Raw genomic sequence first — 19,042 nt, forward strand, 5'->3', positions numbered from 1 at the left:
AGTCGATAGAGTTGGCAGCGTTTTTGGGGTGGCAGGAGCTACTCCAGGTCTTAACTCTATAAAGGATCAGTGAAGATGGGCAAGGTATATACAAGTTTTATGATTGATTCGATGGGGCAGAAAACCAGTAGTGCCAGTGAGCTGGATAGAGCCACATTGGCAGGAGAACGTTTGGTTGATGTGTTGAAAGCCATTCCTTCGTTCAAGACGATGGTGCGCGAACGACTGATCGAAAAAGTCCGTGCCTATAATCCAAATGCAGATATAGACAAGGTGTTCATTAATCGTGGCCGCTATGCAGAAGATCTGGAAAGCCGACCGACGGGTTCGTTGTTGGTCGTGTTTTTTGAGTGTATGAATAGTGGCATTTTTCCTAACTATGTTATTGGTGAAGATGGTGTTTTCAATCGCCCCGATACCAATGCCAAGGAATTCAGTGTCGCGGGCTTGGATATCGCAAAAATTGAAAAAATTCTGAATCAGTCTTTGAGGTATCTGCATACAGAACATCAGGCGGCCATAAAAAACTATTGGGCGGCGCCTGTGACGGGCATGCCAGGCAGTACTCACAAAGATGTTTTGCAACACTCCTTGACGCGCACGTTGTTGGCGGAATTGTCGTTAAGTGTTATTGGCGGCAAAATAGGCGAGCACCAAGGACGGCGTGTTGCTGAACTTGTGATGTCGGATACCGGGAAATCTGTATACAAGATATTTAGCAATAATGAAAACGTAGATCTTCGTCTGACGGCAAGTTTCGTAGTGCATGCCAGTGGGTTCTCACCCAGTGAACTGCCGCTTAATGGTGATGCCTATGGTTATGTGGTATACACGCCGGATTATGGCTTTGAATATTTAGATACGAGCAATGAGCTGCACGCGGTGCTTTGCTCACGATTGTCTGTTCCTGGTGATGATATTAAATATATTAATCTGGAAGGAAGTGTATTTGAGTATTTTGCCAGTGTTCGATTGAAATACCAGAAAGCTGAATTTACGAAGTTGTTTGGCAGGCAAGAGGTCGACGGTCAACTCCGGGCCGCTGCACTGGAAACTGTCCAGTCCATGGCTGCGATTAAAAATGATTGGCTGGCGCAGTTTGAATCGCTGCGAGGGGCCATAAAACGCACTGAATGGCCAGCATGGTTAACGTCTGCACCCCAGGCAATACAGCAACGTTATGAGGAGCTTGACTATTCACAGATTAAATATCAGCAAGAGTTGAAGGCAGCATTCAACAAATTTTTTTCGCTTAAGGAATATGCACGCAGGCGAGTTTCGCAGTGGAGCCAGAGTGCGTTGGGTATCCAATGCGATTCGGATACCGTGCAAGTACACAGTCGCTATCAAATAAAGGTCGAAGGAAAAACGATCATTCAGGAAGACAGCCGAACACTGACGGAGTTTGTTACGTTTGGTCTGCACGACGCCGGCCAGCGGGTTTCGATACGTCTGGACGGGGCAGCCTCCCTGACCGGCCTGACCGCTGCCAGACTGGAAAGCTGGCTGCAGACCGTCGACGTGCGGGTGGACTTCGTTGAGATGCAATCGTCCGTGCCACCCATGGAGTATTTCGATGCCCTTCGCAATCAGCAGAGAAGCAAGCTTGAATATGAACTGTATGTGGCTCGCTATTCAGGCAAATTCAATGACGCCGATGTGAATCTGGTCAATCGTGGAATGCTGGGAGACTCAGCAGTTTCCGTAAACGGTATTAATGTCGCAGGGGCAACTTATCCGCTACAAGACGTACTGGTTTTTCAAGGCCCGCAATCCACTTATGGAACGCAGCAAGTGTTCTTGAGGAATCCCGAAGGACAGTACGAGTTTTTACGGTTTAATAATTTCACCGATTTTGCAGCTCACCTTAAGCGCTGGATGAGTGAGGATCCCGCGTATGCCAACTCGCTTGTCAATCCCAATGATCAGGTCCGGGTGAGTGAAGTCTTGCGCGAATTGCAACATATCCTGGAGCGAATCCCGGTAGGCCTTGCGCCTCTCAGAAGCACATCGCAAACGGCGCCGGATGGTTTTGCGCTGATGGCTTATCGGTGGACGCTTGCAGAGGTCAATCGATTGGCTCCATTAAATTACCGGCGTGCGCAGCGCTCATTGCGCCAGCAGCATGCCCGACTTAGCACTGAACTTAAGGCCCTCTACACATTAGAGGCTCGTGAACTTGGATTACCTTCTTTTGAAGCATTCTCGCGCAACCTGATCAAAGACAAGGTTGAAGAGGTGCTTCGCTCCCAAGGAAGTTATGTCTCTGTCGACCCGGATCTTATCTTTGTACAGATAAACGGCGACGAGCAGATGTCGTTGACAAACCTCATTGTCGAGGGGCGTAGTTTCGAACCTAATCGTAGTCCTCAGCCGCTTCCGGGATCTTATCCCAAGTTTTATGTGACTTCAGGGCACCCGGCCATCGATAAGCTTGACATTCGCCATATTTCCGGGTGGTCAAAAACCTTGCGCTCGGGGGATAAATACATTGAGTTGCTCAAGTCTGATTACTTAACGTTCAGTCTTCCGGCCGGAAAAATCAGGCGCGAGGTTAATTTCAAGCGTGTAATCGGTGAGATGAATCGGGATTTGCTATCCCAGTATTTTGAAGGACGGCTGAGTTCTGACCAATTCGCTGGTTTGACCCGTCTTGTCACCAGCCTTGAAGTTCCGGTACCAGAACCCCATTCGGATCCTGTCGTCGACAGTGAGAGTGTCTATAAATTCCGTCTGAAAACCACACGGGAAGTTGAAGGGGTCTACATATTCAGGGCTCGTGTCGGGACTCGTCTTGATGATTTCCTGTACACACCAAATGCGCCCGACGGCGTTGCATTTCGCGCAGCAAGCAGCTTTGTTGGTTCCATTCGTGATCGTCGAGGACTGATGCGGAGTTACTACATCAACCGGGTCAAAATACTTGATCAGAAGATCGTAAATGATTACTTCGATGAATTACAGGCTACGGTCGATGCTGTGAAAGCGCCTGGGCCCTTGGTCAATGTGAGGGTCAGAAACCTACGTACATCTTACGAGATTAGAATAAAACGAGTTATTGACGATATTGACGCGCAGACTATGAGTCTCAACGAAATCATTGCGGGTCTGATTTACGATAATGTCTTGTTAGCTGCAACTATTATAAGTCTGGTGGTCCCTCCAGTCGGCTTGTTAGTCACCGCTGTCGAAGTGAGTAAAAGTTTCTACGATGGTGTAAAAGCTCAATATTATGGGGATTACGACGCTTCGTTTACCCACTTCAAAGATGCTCTCGTTGGTCTTGTGACGCTGAGCAAGGGAATCTCGGGCACCGGGAAAGTAACAAAGGTGCAGAAAGGCTTGATTCACCTGATGGGCGAGGCAAAGTCTTTGGTGAGCCTGGTCGCCAAGGCGACGGGGCAGACACTGGGGCATGAGCGCCTGCAGGAGATTATCCAGCAAGTGCTTGATGAAGAAGATGCCAACAGGAGCAAAACCACCCTGATTTGATTCCAGGTGGGTGAATGACCGCCTGATAATGGATAGTGTCAGGCGGGTCGGACGTGTTCATACCCCATCCGCCAACTCACGGCCCGCGTCGCCGCCAGCAATCGCTGCGCCGCCGGGCCGTTTTCGTCGGCGTGGAATAGCGAGGTCGGACCGACAATGGTCAAGACCGCCGCGACATTTCCCACGGCGTTGAATACCGGTGCCGACAAGGCGTCCACCCCGGGCATCAACAAACCATGCACATGATGCAGGCCGCGCTCGCGGATCTGTTCGCACAAGTCCCCATAAGTCTGATCATTCGCCAAGGCGTGGTCGGTGGCGTTTTGCAGTTCCTGATGGCGCAAGTCCACAGTTTCCCGCTTCGGTAGAAATGCGCCAAACACCAGGCCAGTGGATGAGCTGAGCAACGGCAACACCGAGCCCAACTGCGTGACCACCGTCACCGCGCGCACGGCCGGCTCGATATGCACCACGGTCGCGCCCTGATTGCCCCACACCGCTAAAAAGCAGGTTTCATTCAGTTCATCGCGCAACTCGGCCAAGGGCAGGGCGGCGACTTTCAGCACGTCCATACTGTTGAGTGCGGCAAGGCCGACACGCAAGGCTTCACGGCCGAGGCCGTAGTGGTTGGTGGCGGTATTCTGCTCGGCGAAACCGCTGGCGATCAGCGCCTGTAAATAACGGTGAACCTTGCTCGCCGGCATCTGCACATGTTCGGCCAAGCGTGACAACGAGGTCGAGGGCGACAACTCGGCGAGAGCCTTGAGGATGTCGGTACCGACCTCGGCCGAGCGGACTTTCTGCTTATCGTTGTTGCGCGGCGTTTCCATGGAGGCGGTTTGATCCCGGGACGAATGGGCGTCTTTATAGCTTGACGGTCAATACCAATCAAATTACGTTATGCGTAATCGAATTACGACAAAAATAACCCGGGCGTGCCGAGACCTCTGCAGCAGAGCGACAGGCCATTGCCTACTCCCTGTTCAGGAGGCTCCATGAACCTCGATTCAACGACGCCAGCGCTGGCTTATCAGTCAGGCTTCGGTAACGAATTCAGCAGTGAAGCGTTGCCCGGCGCACTGCCTGTCGGCCAGAACTCCCCGCAAAAAGCCCCTTACGGCCTCTACACCGAACTGTTTTCCGGCACCGCGTTCACCATGGCCCGCAGTGAAGCGCGGCGCACCTGGATGTACCGGATTCAGCCGTCGGCCAATCACCCGGCGTTCGTCAAACTGGATCGGCAACTGGCCGGTGGTCCGTTGGGTGAAGTGACCCCCAATCGCCTGCGCTGGAACCCGTTGGACATCCCGAGCGAGCCGACCGATTTCATCGACGGGCTGGTGAGCATGGCCGCCAACTCGGGCGCGGACAAACCGGCCGGGATCAGCATCTACAGCTACCGCGCCAACCGGTCCATGGAGCGCGTGTTCTTCAATGCCGACGGTGAACTGCTGCTGGTGCCTGAGCTGGGACGCCTGCGCATCGTCACCGAATTGGGCGTGCTGGAACTGGAGCCGCTGGAAATCGCCGTGCTGCCGCGGGGTCTGAAATTCCGCGTCGAATTGCTTGACCCGCAAGCGCGCGGCTACATCGCCGAAAACCACGGCGCGCCACTGCGCCTGCCAGACTTGGGGCCGATCGGCAGCAATGGCCTGGCCAATGCCCGGGATTTCCTGACGCCCGTTGCGCATTACGAAAACCTCAAGCAACCGACTACTCTGGTGCAGAAATTCCTCGGCCAGTTGTGGGGTTGCGAGCTCGATCATTCGCCGCTGAACGTGGTCGCCTGGCATGGCAATAACGTGCCGTACAAATATGACCTGCGCCGTTTCAACACCATCGGCACGGTCAGTTTCGATCACCCGGATCCGTCGATTTTCACCGTTCTGACCTCGCCAACCAGCGTTCACGGTCTGGCCAATCTCGACTTCGTGATCTTCCCGCCACGCTGGATGGTCGCCGAGAAAACCTTTCGTCCGCCGTGGTTCCACCGCAACCTGATGAACGAATTCATGGGCCTGATCAAGGGCGAATACGACGCCAAGGCCGAGGGCTTCGTGCCTGGCGGCGCGTCGTTGCACAGCTGCATGAGCGCCCACGGCCCGGATGGCGAAACCTGCACCAAGGCGATCAACGCTGAACTCGCGCCAGCGAAAATCGACAACACCATGGCGTTCATGTTCGAGACCAGCCAGGTGTTGCGCCCGAGCCGTTTCGCGCTGGATTGCCCGCAACTGCAAAACAACTACGATGCCTGCTGGGCCACGCTGCCCGCCACTTTCGACCCGACCCGGAGATAACCCATGACTCAGACTTCCATCACTCGTAGCTGGGTTTCTTCCGCCAACGGCCATATTGATTTCCCGCTGCAAAACCTGCCATTGGGCGTGTTCAGCGTGAAGGGTTCGGCACCGCGCAGTGGCGTCGCCATTGGCGAACACATTTTTGATCTGGAAGCGGCGCTGGACGCTGGCCTGTTCGATGGCCTCGCAAAAACCGCAGTAGAAGCCACCCGTGGCGGCCAGCTCAATGCGTTTTTCGAATTGGGCCGTGAGGCTCGCGTTGCCTTGCGTGAACGTCTGCTGGAACTCTTCGCTGAAGGCAGCACCCTGCACGGCAAGATCGAAGCCCAAGGCGCAAAACTGCTGCCACTGGCGGCGAATTGCGAGATGCACCTGCCGGCGAAAATCAACGATTACACCGACTTCTACGTCGGTATCGAACACGCGCAGAACGTCGGCAAACTGTTCCGTCCGGACAACCCGTTGTTGCCGAACTACAAGTACGTACCGATCGGCTACCACGGCCGTGCCTCGACCATTCGCCCGTCCGGCACCGACGTTCGCCGCCCGAAAGGCCAGACCTTGCCGGCCGGTCAGACCGAGCCGACATTTGGCCCGTGCGCACGCCTGGATTACGAACTGGAACTGGGCATCTGGATCGGTCAGGGCAACGAAATGGGCGACTCGATCGCCATTGGCGACGCTGCCGATCACATCGCCGGTTTCTGCCTGCTCAACGACTGGTCGGCGCGGGATATCCAGGCCTGGGAATACCAGCCGCTGGGGCCGTTCCTGTCGAAAAGTTTTATCACCAGCATCTCGCCGTGGGTCGTGACGGCCGAAGCACTGGAACCGTTCCGTCGTGCTCAGCCGGCGCGCCCTGAGGGAGACCCGCAGCCGCTGCCGTATCTGTCTGACAAACGTGATCAAGCCGCTGGCGCATTCGATATCGAGCTGGAAGTGCTGCTGCTCACAGAAGGCCTTCGCGAGCAAAAACTGCCGGCCCATCGCCTGACCCTCAGCAACACCAAACACATGTACTGGACCGTGGCACAAATGGTCGCGCACCACAGCGTCAACGGCTGCCAGTTGCAGGCCGGTGATCTGTTCGGTTCGGGCACGTTGTCGGGGCCGGAAAACGGTCAGTTCGGCAGCTTACTGGAAATTACCGAAGGCGGGAAAAAGCCGATCGAGCTGGCGTCGGGCGAGGTGCGCAAGTTCCTCGAAGACGGCGACGAAATCATCCTGCGTGCCCGTTGCAGCCGCGACGGTTTTGCCTCCATCGGTTTCGGCGAATGCCGTGGCAAAGTGATCGCGGCACGCTAAGAGGATCGGGTCATGGAGCTTTACACTTACTACCGTTCCACGTCGTCTTACCGGGTGCGCATTGCGTTGGCGCTGAAGGGCCTGGATGCCCAGGCGCTGCCGGTGAATCTGATCGCGCCGTCAGGTGGCGAACATCGGCAAGCGCCGTATCTGGCCATCAACCCGCAAGGCCGGGTACCGGCCTTGCGCACCGATGAAGGCGAACTGTTGATTCAGTCGCCGGCCATCATCGAGTACCTGGAGGAGCGTTATCCACAGGTGCCGCTACTGTCCAAGGACCTGGCCTCACGCGCTCACGAGCGTGGTGTCGCGGCGGTGATCGGCTGCGACGTGCATCCGCTGCACAACGTCAGCGTGCTCAACAAACTGCGGCAATTGGGCCACGATGAACCGCAAGTGGTGGAGTGGATCGGGCACTGGATCAGCCAGGGGCTGGCGACGGTCGAGCAGTTGATTGGGGATGAGGGGTATTGCTTTGGGCCGCGGCCAGGCTTGGCCGACGTCTATCTGATCCCGCAGCTGTACGCGGCTGACCGGTTCAACATTTCGCTTGAGGCGTACCCGCGGATTCGCCGGGTAGCGGCGTTGGCGGCGCAGCATCCCGCGTTCATCAAGGCTCACCCGGCCAACCAGCCGGACACCCCTGAGACCTGACACCGCCACCCCTGTGGGAGCGGGCTTGCCCGCGATGGCGGCGTGTCAGCTGCATGAATGTCGACTGACACACCTCATCGCGGGCAAGCCCGCTCCCACAAGGAGTTGTGGTCAATGGACGATGGAGTTGGGCGGCAGATGCCCCAGCCGCTCAGTCAGGCGAATCCGCTGGATCGGATCGTCGCTGAGCAGCAGCGCATGCTCCAGGTCGAAGCGTTCGGCGTTCGGGCAGTCCAGCCGTTGATAGAGGCTCGCCCGGGCCAGGTAATCGGAGGCGTTTGCGTTGCCCAGTTCCAGCACGCGTTCGGCGTCGATCAGCGCGCCGATATAGTCATCGTGGGAAAGGTGCAACTGGCGCAGATTGCGTGACAGCCGTTGCAGCATCTGCACCGGTTCGGCGGTCAGCAAATGCTCGGCGTTGAGTTTCATGTTCGGGCCGTACTGGCGTTGCAGCAGTTCACGGCAATCGTTGGGATACAAACGACGCCCGCCACACGGGTCCAGCAGATGATCGGCGCCCGGTACCCTCAGCAGGAAATGTCCGGGGAAGTTGACCCCGACCAACGGGATCTCCAGGCGTCTAGCCAGCTCCAGTGCTATCAACCCCAAGGACAGCGGCTGGCCGCGCCTGAGTTCCAGCACCTTATTGATCAAGGCCACTTGTGGACGTAGCGGCGTAAAGTCGTCCTGGGCAAACCCCAGGTCATTCATGCGCCGCAACAGCGGCTGGGCCAGTTCGCTCACGGGCAGCATCGGCAAGCCATAGCTGACCCGCTGTTGCAGATCGCGAAAGTCTGCCAGCACCTTCTCGGGATTCACCTCTTTGTCGTGTTCAGCCGCCATCCACAGCGCCGCCTCGAACAGCGCGGGCGGTGATCGTTGCAGGCAGTCAAAAAAATGCTGGCGCGGGGTCATCGAAATCTCCGGGCAATGCCTCGTTTTAGCCCCGTCGCCGGCATTCGTCCAGTGCTGCACACCTGCGGTATCAGGATATGTCCGAAAGCCTGCATCGCGGCGCTGCTTATTCCGGTGCGCTTCTGCAAATTTTGGGCGCAAGCCTATACTGGCGACTACAAGAAGTGATTCGGGAGCCTTACGATGTTTGCTCTCATGCAAAGCACTCGCCTTGAATCGCTGCATCTGAGCGTCGACCCGGTCACCGGGTTGAAGGCGGTCATTGCCATTCATAACAGCCGCTTGGGGCCTGCCCTGGGTGGATGTCGTTACCTTGCCTATCCCAGCGACGAGTCTGCGGTCGAGGATGCCATTCGCCTGGCGCAGGGCATGAGTTACAAGGCGGCGCTGGCCGGCCTCGCCCAGGGCGGCGGGGTGGCGGTGATTGTTCGGCCAGTGCATGTGGAAAACCGCGCCGCGCTGTTCGAAGCCTTCGGACGATGCATCAATCAGCTCGACGGGCGCTACATCACCGCAATCGACAGCGGCACCTCGGTGGCGGACATGGATTGCATCGCCCAACAGACCCAACACGTCACCAGCACCACTTCGGCGGGCGACCCCGCGCCTCACGCAGCGATGGGGGTGTTCACCGGCATTCGTGCCACCGCCATGGCCCGTCTGGGCAGCGATAACCTCGAAGGCTTGCGGGTCGCGATCCAGGGCCTGGGCAATGTCGGCTATGCCTTGGCCGAGCAACTGCACGCCGCAGGCGCCGAACTGCTGGTCAGCGACATCGATCACGGCAAGGTGCAATTGGCGATGGAGCAACTGGGCGCTCACCCGATCGCCAACGACGCGCTGCTCAGCACGCCGTGCGACATTCTCGCGCCCTGCGGCCTCGGTGGCGTGCTCAACAGCCACAGCGTCACTCAACTGCGCTGCTCGGCGGTGGCCGGTTCGGCGAACAATCAGCTGACTCATCTGGAAGTCGCCGATCAACTGGAACGGCGGGGCATTTTGTATGCGCCGGACTATGTAATTAATTCCGGTGGGCTGATCTACGTTTCGCTTAAACACCGCGGCGAAGAACTCACGACCATCACTGCGCACCTGTCGAAAATTGCCTCGCGGCTGACCGAAGTCTTCGCCCACGCGCAGGCGGAAAAACGCTCACCGGCGCGGGTGGCGGACGAATTGGCGGAGAAAGTGCTGTACCGCTGAGACATACCTTTATTCCAGACATGAAAAAGGCCCTGAGCCATTCGACTCAGGGCCTATTCAATTCGGGCATTGCTTACTTCGGTGCCTTGGCGGCTTTGGCTGGCTTGGTCGGCTCAGCGGCGGCAACTTCTTCAACCGGTTCAGCCTTTTCAATTACTTCGGCCGGCGCATTCAGCAGCTCGGACAAAGCATCCGGCTGGCTCTTGAACGCCTTGGCAAACACATCGCGATTCTTCGCCATGTAGATCCCGGCTTCTTCCACTTGCTGTTCGGTCAGGGACGGAACGGCTTTCTGCAACACTTCAGCCAGCAATTCAGCCAGTTCGAGCATTTTGTCATGACGGTCAGCTTCGGCTTTATCCATGAACAAACGCTCCAGATCTCGGCTGCTGCGGTATACCACTTCGACGGCCATTCACCACCTCACATGCCTTCACGATAGTTGTCTGTTTCGACCACTGTATTTATATACAGCGAAAAGGATAAGCGAATCCCTGCGCTTTGGGTAGTGGCTTTTTAATGTAGACCGAAATCAGCGTTTGTCAGTTAAACCGTGTCGCTCCATTCGCGAGCAAGCCCGCTCCCACAAGATCACCGCTGATCCTTGTGGGAGCGGGCTTGCTCGCGAAGGCGTCGGTTCAGACACTACAAAAGTGTCCAATAGCAGCCCATCGCCATCTCACCCAACGCCTCTGGCCTTTTTTCTGCATGCAGAACAATCGTCACGTCAAACCCGCATCATCCGCTCGAACCGAGCTAAGGAAGAATCATCGTGAAAATCAACTGGGCCGAGAAACTGCGGCAGAACGTGCATCAATTGGCCGAGTCCCTGGGCAACCTGTTCGTCGAGACCTTCCATTACCTGGCGTTGTTCGCCATCGGTGCAGTGACCGCGTGGGCGGCGGTGATGGAATTTCTGGGGATGATCGAAGAGGGGCACATCAAGATCGATGACATCTTGCTGCTGTTCATCTACCTGGAACTGGGGGCGATGGTCGGGATTTACTTCAAGACCAACCACATGCCGGTGCGCTTCCTGATCTACGTGGCGATCACGGCGCTGACGCGGCTGCTGATTTCCAACGTCTCGCACCACAATCCGCCGGACATCGGCATCATCTACCTGTGCGGCGGGATTCTGCTGCTGGCGTTTGCGATTCTGGTGGTGCGTTACGCTTCGTCGCAATTCCCTTCGGTGAAGATCGAGAACCCGCAACGCAAGGTCGGTGCGGGTTCCGGTGAACATCCCGAAGTGGAGAAGGGCGAGATTTAAAGCCCCATGGTTGGGCGGGGCTTGGCTTTGACTTGAGGTGGCGGCAGGTTGCGATTGTCGCCATCGGTCATGGCTTCAAGGATCGACATGGCGCTGTGGCCCTGTTCGATGGCGATGCCGAATTGAATGCTTTGCACCAGGCGCTTGAGGCGCTTGGGGTCATTGCGCTGTTCGGCGCTGATCATCCGCTTGGCAACCACGTGGCCGCTGTTGGACAGGGTCAGCATGATGCTGCCGTCCAGCCCCTGAATGCTCAGGTTGATCTGATAGTCCGCTGCAAAGGCATCGGTAATGAGCTGAAAAGGGTTGTCCATGATGCGTCACCGCTTGATTGAACGTGCAGTTGTTGACCGGCCATGATCGGGTTGGTTCGCATTACCGGACCATTGGCAGGCCGCTCGCTGAGGTTTTCAAAAGTCCTTTTGCCTCAGACAAGACTTAGCAAGGGCCATGCCGGGAAAATTGTCGAACAATGATCACGGCAAAAAAGAGGCGGGCACTGAGGCTAATGCTGAGTATTCACGCTGCAACACGATCCGTGTAGCAGCTGGCGAAGCCTGCGTTCGGCTGCGTAGCAGTCGTGAAATCAGGCGATGCGGTGCCTCAGTAGGACCGAGTCCTCAGGTTTGACGACTGCTGCGCAGCCGAACGCAGGCTTCGCCAGCTGCTACAGCCCGCCTTCTTTTTGCCTGCCCGATTCAGGGCATGAATGAATAGATGATCGCAGACAGTGCAATCAAACCGATCAGTACCACGAACGCATTCGACGCCTGACCCGAGTACTGGCGCAAGGCCGGCACGCGGCGGATGGCGTACATCGGCATCAGGAACAACAGGCACGCAATGATCGGCCCGCCGAGGGTTTCGATCATGCCGAGGATGCTCGGGTTGAAGGTCGCCACGGCCCAGCAGCTGAGGATCATGAACAGTGCCGTGATGCGATTCAGCCAGCTCGCCGACATCACCCGTCCACGGCCGCGCAGGCTTTTCACGATCAGGCCCTGAAAGCCTTCACTGGCGCCGATGTAGTGGCCGAGGAAGGATTTGGTGATCGCCACCAGCGCAATCAGCGGCGCGGCATAGGCGATGACCGGGGTCTGGAAGTGGTTGGCCAGGTACGACAGGATCGAGATGTTCTGTGCCTTCGCCGCCGCCAGATCGGCCGGGGACAGCGCCAGCACGCAGCTGAAGCAGAAGAACATCACCGTCACCACCATCATGGCGTGGGCGATGGCCAGGATGCCGCTGCTCTTGCGCTCGGCCTGTTCGCCGTACCGCTGTTTCTGGTCAACGGCAAACGCGGAAATGATCGGCGAATGGTTGAACGAGAACACCATGACCGGGATCGCCAGCCACAAGGTTTTGAAGAACAGCGGCATCGGCATGCCTTCGCTGGCGGTGGCGAAGAACGCACCGTTCCAGTTCGGGATCAGGCTGAAACCGAGCAGCAGCAACGCCGCGACGAACGGGTAAACCAGCACGCTCATGCACTTGACGATGACGCCCTGGCCACACCGCACGATCGCCATCAGACCGAGAATCAGCACCAGCGACAGAATCGACCGGGGTGGCGGGGCGATGTGCAATTGATGCTCCATGAAGCTGCTCAAGGTGTTGGTCAGCGCCACGCTGTACACCAGCAGAATCGGGAAGATCGCGAAGAAGTACAGCAGCGTGATCAGCTTGCCGGCGCCAACGCCGAAGTGTTCTTCCACCACTTCGGTGATGTCTCCGGAGCGACCGGACAGCACGAAGCGGGTCAGGCCCCGGTGAGCGAAGTAGGTCATCGGGAATGCCAGCACCGCCAGGATCAGCAGCGGCCAGAAACCACCCACGCCCGCATTGATCGGCAGGAACAGGGTGCCGGCGCCGATGGCCGTGCCATAGAGGCCGAGCATCCAGGTGGTGTCGTGTTTGCTCCAGCCTTTGGTGGCTGTTGCTGTGTCGCGTTTGAGTTCTACAGCAGGATTATCGGCAGCAGGTGTACGTACATCGGTCATCGTTTGGCCTCGTTATTGTTCTTGCTCGGGCTCACGGTTACGGGCGGTCAGGGAATGCTCCTCAGCACTCCACCCAGCTCACTGCCAGGCCGCCCCGTGAAGTCTCTTTGTATTTGTCGTGCATGTCGGCGCCGGTATCGCGCATGGTGCGGATGACCCGGTCCAGGGAAATGAAGTGTTTGCCGTCGCCGCGCAGGGCCATTTGCGTGGCGTTGATTGCCTTCACTGCAGCAATCGCATTGCGCTCGATGCACGGCACTTGCACCAGGCCGCCGACCGGGTCGCAGGTCAGGCCGAGGTTGTGTTCCAGGCCGATTTCGGCGGCGTTTTCCAGTTGCTCGGGCGTCGCGCCGAGTACGTCGGCCAGACCGGCAGCCGCCATGGCGCAGGCGGAACCGACTTCACCCTGGCAGCCGACTTCGGCACCGGAGATCGACGCGTTTTTCTTGCAGAGAATGCCTACGGCCGCCGCGCCCAAAAAGAACGCGATGACGTCATCGTCCGACGCGTCCGGGTTGAATTTCATGTAGTAGTGCAGCACCGCCGGAATGATCCCTGCCGCGCCGTTGGTCGGTGCTGTCACCATACGCCCGCCCGCTGCGTTTTCTTCGTTCACGGCGAGGGCGAACAGGTTCACCCACTCCATGGCCGACAGGGTGGACGTGATGACATTCGGCTTGCCGATTTCCAACAGACTGCGGTGCAATTTCGCAGCGCGACGGGGAACATTCAGACCGCCCGGCAGGATGCCTTCGTGACGCATGCCTTGCTCGACGCACTCGCGCATCACCGACCAAATGTGCAGCAAGCCCTGACGGATCTCGGCTTCGCTGCGCCAGGCCAATTCGTTGGCCATCATCAACTCGGAAACGCGCAGACCGTGTTGGTTGCAGAGTTTGAGCAATTCGGCGGCACTGGAAAAATCGTACGGCAACACCACGTCGCTGGTCGGCGCGATGCCGGACTCGGCTTCCGCCGCTTCGATGATGAAGCCGCCGCCAATCGAGTAGTACGTTTGCTCCGACAGTTCACCGGTTTCGCCGAAGGCTGTCAGAGACATGGCGTTGGGGTGGTAGGGCAGGCTCTCATTGAGCAGCAGGAGATCTCGTTGCCACTTGAAGGCAATAGTCTTTTGGCCGGCCAGAGACAGTTCGCCGGTTTCGCGCAGGGTCTGGATGCGGCTGTCGATGGTGGTCGGATCGATACTGTCCGGCCATTCGCCCATCAGGCCCATGACGCAGGCACGATCAGTAGCGTGGCCGATGCCGGTGGCCGAGAGGGAGCCGTACAGACGGATTTCCACCCGATGGACGGCGTCGAGCAAATCCTGATCGATCAGTGCCTGGGCAAATGTCGCCGCGGCGCGCATCGGGCCGACGGTGTGGGAACTGGACGGACCGATGCCGACTTTGAAGAGATCGAAAACACTGATAGCCATGCTAAAGCCTATACAAGCAATGGAAGAGAAATCGCTGCCATTTTTGTAGGACAAGCGCAATGTCGGCGATACTGCCTACCTCGGTCCTACGTGACCAACGAAACTTCCTAAGACAGCCTTTAGCAGGACTAAACAATGAGTCGCCAATTGCACGCCCAGACTTACGTCTGGCTGCACGTGTTTTCCTGTGCCGCGCGGCACTTGTCGTTCACCCGATGCGCTGAAGAACTGCACATCACGCCGGGTGCCGTCAGTCAGCAAATCCGTCAACTGGAAGAACGCCTGGGCTTTCGCTTGTTTCACCGCCGTGCTCGCGGCGTGGAGTTGAGCGCCGAAGGCCAGCGACTGGCCATTACGGTCAACGAGGCTTACGGCAGCATCGATGCGGAGTTGCGACGACTGGACGCGGGAATGATCAGCGGGATTCTGCGGGTGCGTTCGATTCCATCGTTCCTGAGCAAGTGGCTGACCCCTCGCCTGCCGCGCTTGCAGCAGCGCTTCCCGGACATTCAACTGCGCCTGGTGGCCGAGGACAGCAGCGTGCCGTTGCACGAGGGTGACTTCGACCTGGCGATCGACCTGAACGACGGCAGCTATCCGGGACTGTTATCCACAACCCTGCTCGACGAGCAGATCTTCCCGGTCTGCGCCCCGAGCCTGCTGCGTGGCCGGCCACCGCTGCACGGTCCGGCAGGCCTGGTGCACTTCCCATTGCTGCACGACATCACCGCCTGGCGCGGCAGTTACGAGTACGCGGAATGGGAGTTCTACCTCAATGCCATCGGCTTCGAGGGCGCGGACGTGCGGCGCGGGCATACCTTCAATCGCAATCACCTGACCATCGAAGCGGCGATTGCCGGGATGGGCGTGGCGATTGCGCGGCGAACGTTGCTCAACGATGAGCTGGAGCGCGGGACCTTGATTGTGCCGTTCGGCCTGGCGGTGCCCAATCACAAACGTTACATGCTGCTCTATGCGCCAGGGGCGCTGAGCCATCCGGGTGTGCGTGCGGTACATGACTGGCTGGTAGAGGAGGCGGGGATTTTCCGGAGTCTGCACCCGCTGGCGGAGCGGCAGATGTGAGCAATTGTGACTAAAGAGAGGGGCGACCCAACTCCCGACCTTAACAGCGCTTTTGGCCGTTGTCCGGCTTTTTTTGCGAATCCATATTTATCTTTTTTTAGGGGTTGAAATGTTCTGCGCGCAGACCGATTGTGTAAGTAAGAGGTCACGGTGATGACGCCCAAGGGCCAGCCGATGTGCCTCTCGCGAGCTAGCTGAAATAAGGGATGAACTATGCAAATCCAAGTCAACAGTGATAACCATATTCAAAGCAGCATCCGACTGGAGGAGTGGGTACGTACTACCATTGAGAGCACGCTCGAACGTTATGAAGAGGACCTGACGCGCGTCGAGGTTCATCTGCGGGACGAGAATGGCGACAAGCCAGGTCCCCATGACATGCGCTGCCAGCTGGAAGCGCGGCCAAAAGGCCACCAACCGATTTCTGTCACTCATAAAGCCGACACCCTGGAGCAAGCGATCGACGGTGCGGCGGAAAAACTTGAACATGCGCTGGAGCATCTGTTCGGCAAACTGCGGGGCAAACCACGTGCCGCTGTGGTGCCGTTCGAAAGAGTCGCTGCCGATGCGCTGCTGGAAGACGAGTTTCTCGAGAACGAACAGGCTGCGCAAAACGGCTGAAGCCTGATTTGATTTTTACCTTCCCACTGAAGACGGGCCTGCTAATGCAGGCCCGTTTTGGTTTCAGTGTTCAGTGACCTTAACTGTGACGCGCTCTATGTAGCAGCTGGCGAAGCCTGCGTTCGGCTGCGAAGCAGTCGTAAAACCGTAATGCGCGGTGTTCTTGATCCACCGCGCCGTCTGATTTTACGACTGCTGCGCAGCCGAACGCAGGCTTCGCCAGCTGCTACAAATCGCGTTATGTCTTAAGCTTCAGAAAGCCACCGATGTCTGCACATAAACCGTCCGCGGTTCCCCCACGTACTTGCCCTTGTTGTTGTCATCAAACGAGCGGGTGAAGTACTGGTGGTTGAAGATGTTTTTCACCCCCACCGCCACATTCAAATCCGACAACTTCGGCCCGAAGTCATACGCCGCGCGGCTGCTGAACAACATGTACCCAGGAATCTTGCCCGTGCTGCCATCAGCGCTTTCGGCCGAGGTATTGGCGTTGTCGGCAAACTGGTCGCTCTGGTAGTTGCTGTCCAGGTTCAGCTTCCAGGCGCCTTCGGTGTAGCCCACCCCGATCGTGCCTTTGTGTTTGGAGGAGAACGGCACACGATTGCCCTTGTTCGGTCCGTCTTCGCGGATGGTCGCGTCCACATAGGCGTAAGTGGCGTACACATCGAAGCCGGCCAGCGACGGGCTCAAATCATCGAGTGAATAATTGATGCTGCTTTCGATCCCTTGATGACGCGTCTCGCCGCGAGCGATCACCGAGTCATTGGTCTGATTACTTTCGTACTGGTTGTCGAAGTTGATCAGGAACGCACCGATCTCCGCTCTCAACGCACCGTTGTCGTAACGGGTGCCCAGTTCCCAGGTACGCGCCTTCTCCGGTTTGACTTCGCCGCTGGTCACCCGGTTAGGCATCTGGCTGTATTGCACGCTGCCGAAGGAGCCTTCGGTGTTGGCGTAGAGGTTCCAGGTGTCCGTCACGTGATAGAGCACATTCAGAGCCGGCAATGCGGTGTTGTAGTCGCCCTTGTACTTCACGTTGGTCAGGTTGTTGGTTTGCTGCGAATCGATCATCTCGTAGCGAATGCCTGGGGTGATCGTCCACTTGCCGATGTCGATCCGGTCGTCGACGAAGAACGCGTTGGCTTCGGTGCCGCCACGGGTGTCGCGGTCATTGCGGCTGTTGGTGGTCGGGAAGGTGTTGTTGGCGATCGGCTCGCGGTAGCGCAGTTCATGGCCGGCTTCATTGATGTAGCGATAGCCGACGCCGACTTCATGGCTGGTCGGGCCGAGGTCAAAGCCTTGGGCGAATCGTGTTTCCAGACCGCGTACCCAATACTCGCGCGGCGACAGCGACAGGAACGTGCCCTGATCCAGATAACCGCTGCGCAGGGTTTTGGTGAAGAAGGTGTTGGCGGTGAATTCGCGGCGATCTTCCTGATAGCGATAGCCGAAGTTGAACATCGTCCGGCGGCCCCAGAACTGGTCTTTCGGGCGTGTGGACTGGTACGGGTCGGCGTCGTAATCGGCGACGTTCAGACCGCCGGGCATGTCGGCCTTGCCTTCGTAATACTGAGCCATCGCGTTAAAGCTGTTGGCGTCATCGAGCTGATATTTGCCCTTGAGAATCAGGTCGTCGATTTCGGTGTCGCTGTGTTCACGCCAGTCGCCGCCGCGGGTGCCGGAGTACAGCAGCGCACCGCCCAGGCCGTTGTCGGCGGTGCCGCCAGCCAGCAAGTTCCCGGTGGTTTTGAAACCGTCGTGGCTGGAGGACGGGCTGGTTTCGGTCTGGAAACCGCCTTTCACCGTTGGCTCATCGGGAATCGCACGGGTCACGAAGTTGACCACGCCGCCAACGTTCTGCGGGCCGTAACGCACCGCGCCGCCGCCGCGCACCACGTCCACCGCATCCATGTTGCCGATGCTCACCGGAGCGAAGGACAACTGCGGCTGGCCATAAGGGGCGAAGGGCACCGGGATGCCGTCCATCAATACGGTCGAGCGTGAAGCCAGTCGCGGATTGAGCCCGCGAATGCCGAAGTTCAGCGCCATGTCGTGGCTGCCGGTGCCGTTGTTGTCCGGCGCGTTCACGCCGGGGATGCGGTTGAGCACGTCCTTGGCCTGGGTCGCGCCCTGGCGTTCGAACTCTTCGCGACGGATCACATCACGTGCGCCGGGATGCTCGAAGACGTTGAGTTGCGCGGCGTCACCGAGCCAGTCGCCGACCACTTTCGAGGTTTCCAGCTCCAGCGCGGTGTCTCCCGCCGGTTGCAGGCTGAAGGCGTTGTCGCCCTCGGCGCGCGCTTGCAGGCCGGTGCCTTCGAGCAAGGCGTCCAGGCCCTGCGACGGGGTGAAGTTGCCTTCCAGGCCACGACTTTGCACACCGCGGGTGACTTGCGAACCGAAGGTGATCAACACGCCGGCTTCACGGCCGAACTGGTTGAGCGCGTTTTCCAACGAGGACGGTGCGATGTGGTACGGCTTGGCATCGGCGGCGAATGCGAGCGGCAACGCGCCGAAGCTCAGGCTGGCGCCCAGCAAGAGGTGGCGCACGGTGCGGGCCAGCGGGGTGAGGCGGGTGGGGTGCATGGAGGACGATCCTGAGAAGGTGAAATCAAGGGGGCTTTCCTTCTCTGTCACGCCAGATCTGAAAAACGGCTCATTTATTTCGAAGATCGTTCCCACGCTCTGCGTGGGAATGCCTCAACGGACGCTCCGCGTTCGGCTTTGGAAGGGACGCGGAGCGTCCCGGGCTGCA

14 protein-coding genes and 1 pseudogene are annotated in these 19,042 nt (G+C 58.1%); 8 read left to right on the forward strand and 7 right to left on the reverse strand.

Annotated elements, in window-relative coordinates:
* Positions 1-75: 75 nt before the first annotated feature.
* Entirely contained in the window at positions 76-3,492 is a 3,417-nt protein-coding gene (locus ACA072_RS04625; RefSeq protein WP_497623391.1) for a dermonecrotic toxin domain-containing protein, read from the forward strand.
* Positions 3,493-3,530: 38 nt separating this feature from the next.
* Here the strand turns inward: ACA072_RS04625 and ACA072_RS04630 are convergent, their stop codons facing one another.
* On the reverse strand, positions 3,531-4,322 hold the full coding sequence (locus ACA072_RS04630; protein WP_497623392.1) for an IclR family transcriptional regulator: 792 nt from the start codon (positions 4,320-4,322) through the stop codon (positions 3,531-3,533).
* A gap of 165 nt (positions 4,323-4,487) precedes the next feature.
* On the opposite strand from ACA072_RS04630, the gene hmgA reads away from it, so the two are divergent.
* The 3 genes from hmgA to maiA are packed head-to-tail and all read left to right on the forward strand — an operon-like array spanning position 4,488 to position 7,754.
* On the forward strand, positions 4,488-5,792 hold the full coding sequence (gene hmgA / locus ACA072_RS04635) for a homogentisate 1,2-dioxygenase (RefSeq protein WP_497623393.1): 1,305 nt from the start codon (positions 4,488-4,490) through the stop codon (positions 5,790-5,792).
* Between the two features lie 3 nt (positions 5,793-5,795).
* A complete protein-coding gene (fahA, locus tag ACA072_RS04640) occupies positions 5,796-7,100 on the forward strand; it encodes a fumarylacetoacetase (RefSeq protein WP_497623394.1) in 1,305 nt (434 codons plus the stop codon).
* A gap of 12 nt (positions 7,101-7,112) precedes the next feature.
* Positions 7,113-7,754: a maleylacetoacetate isomerase gene (gene maiA, locus ACA072_RS04645; RefSeq protein ID WP_497623395.1), complete on the forward strand. Its 642-nt coding sequence runs from the start codon at positions 7,113-7,115 to the stop codon at positions 7,752-7,754.
* Between the two features lie 111 nt (positions 7,755-7,865).
* On the opposite strand, the gene ACA072_RS04650 is transcribed toward maiA, so the two are convergent.
* Complete coding sequence (locus ACA072_RS04650) at positions 7,866-8,669, reverse strand: SirB1 family protein (protein ID WP_497623396.1); 804 nt, start codon at positions 8,667-8,669, stop codon at positions 7,866-7,868.
* 183 nt (positions 8,670-8,852) lie between these two features.
* Between ACA072_RS04650 and ACA072_RS04655 the strand changes: the two genes are divergently transcribed.
* Positions 8,853-9,872 (forward strand): Glu/Leu/Phe/Val dehydrogenase family protein, encoded by a 1,020-nt coding sequence (locus ACA072_RS04655; protein ID WP_219095759.1) that lies wholly within the window; start codon positions 8,853-8,855, stop codon positions 9,870-9,872.
* Between the two features lie 160 nt (positions 9,873-10,032).
* On the opposite strand, the pseudogene ACA072_RS04660 reads toward ACA072_RS04655, so the two are convergent.
* Positions 10,033-10,287: pseudogene (locus ACA072_RS04660) on the reverse strand (YebG family protein); the annotation flags it as partial.
* Positions 10,288-10,644: 357 nt separating this feature from the next.
* Here ACA072_RS04660 and ACA072_RS04665 point away from each other — a divergent pair.
* Entirely contained in the window at positions 10,645-11,145 is a 501-nt protein-coding gene (locus tag ACA072_RS04665) for a phosphate-starvation-inducible protein PsiE (RefSeq protein WP_497623397.1), read from the forward strand.
* On the opposite strand, the gene ACA072_RS04670 is transcribed toward ACA072_RS04665, so the two are convergent.
* The 3 genes from ACA072_RS04670 to ACA072_RS04680 form a co-directional block, all read right to left on the reverse strand.
* Positions 11,142-11,459 (reverse strand): DUF3509 domain-containing protein, encoded by a 318-nt coding sequence (locus tag ACA072_RS04670; protein ID WP_403101276.1) that lies wholly within the window; start codon positions 11,457-11,459, stop codon positions 11,142-11,144. The genes ACA072_RS04665 and ACA072_RS04670 overlap by 4 nt on opposite strands.
* Positions 11,460-11,843: 384 nt before the next feature.
* Positions 11,844-13,145 (reverse strand): HAAAP family serine/threonine permease, encoded by a 1,302-nt coding sequence (locus ACA072_RS04675; RefSeq protein WP_497623398.1) that lies wholly within the window; start codon positions 13,143-13,145, stop codon positions 11,844-11,846.
* Between the two features lie 61 nt (positions 13,146-13,206).
* Positions 13,207-14,583 (reverse strand): L-serine ammonia-lyase, encoded by a 1,377-nt coding sequence (locus ACA072_RS04680; RefSeq protein ID WP_497623399.1) that lies wholly within the window; start codon positions 14,581-14,583, stop codon positions 13,207-13,209.
* Between the two features lie 135 nt (positions 14,584-14,718).
* Between ACA072_RS04680 and ACA072_RS04685 the strand changes: the two genes are divergently transcribed.
* Positions 14,719-15,666 (forward strand): LysR substrate-binding domain-containing protein, encoded by a 948-nt coding sequence (locus ACA072_RS04685; protein WP_497623400.1) that lies wholly within the window; start codon positions 14,719-14,721, stop codon positions 15,664-15,666.
* Between the two features lie 213 nt (positions 15,667-15,879).
* Entirely contained in the window at positions 15,880-16,287 is a 408-nt protein-coding gene (locus ACA072_RS04690) for an HPF/RaiA family ribosome-associated protein (protein ID WP_054049780.1), read from the forward strand.
* A 252-nt stretch (positions 16,288-16,539) separates the two neighbouring features.
* Here the strand turns inward: ACA072_RS04690 and fecA are convergent, their stop codons facing one another.
* Entirely contained in the window at positions 16,540-18,873 is a 2,334-nt protein-coding gene (gene fecA, locus ACA072_RS04695) for a TonB-dependent Fe(3+) dicitrate receptor FecA (RefSeq protein ID WP_497623401.1), read from the reverse strand.
* Positions 18,874-19,042 lie beyond the last annotated feature (169 nt).

The organism is Pseudomonas sp. LBUM1656, from assembly GCF_059716065.1.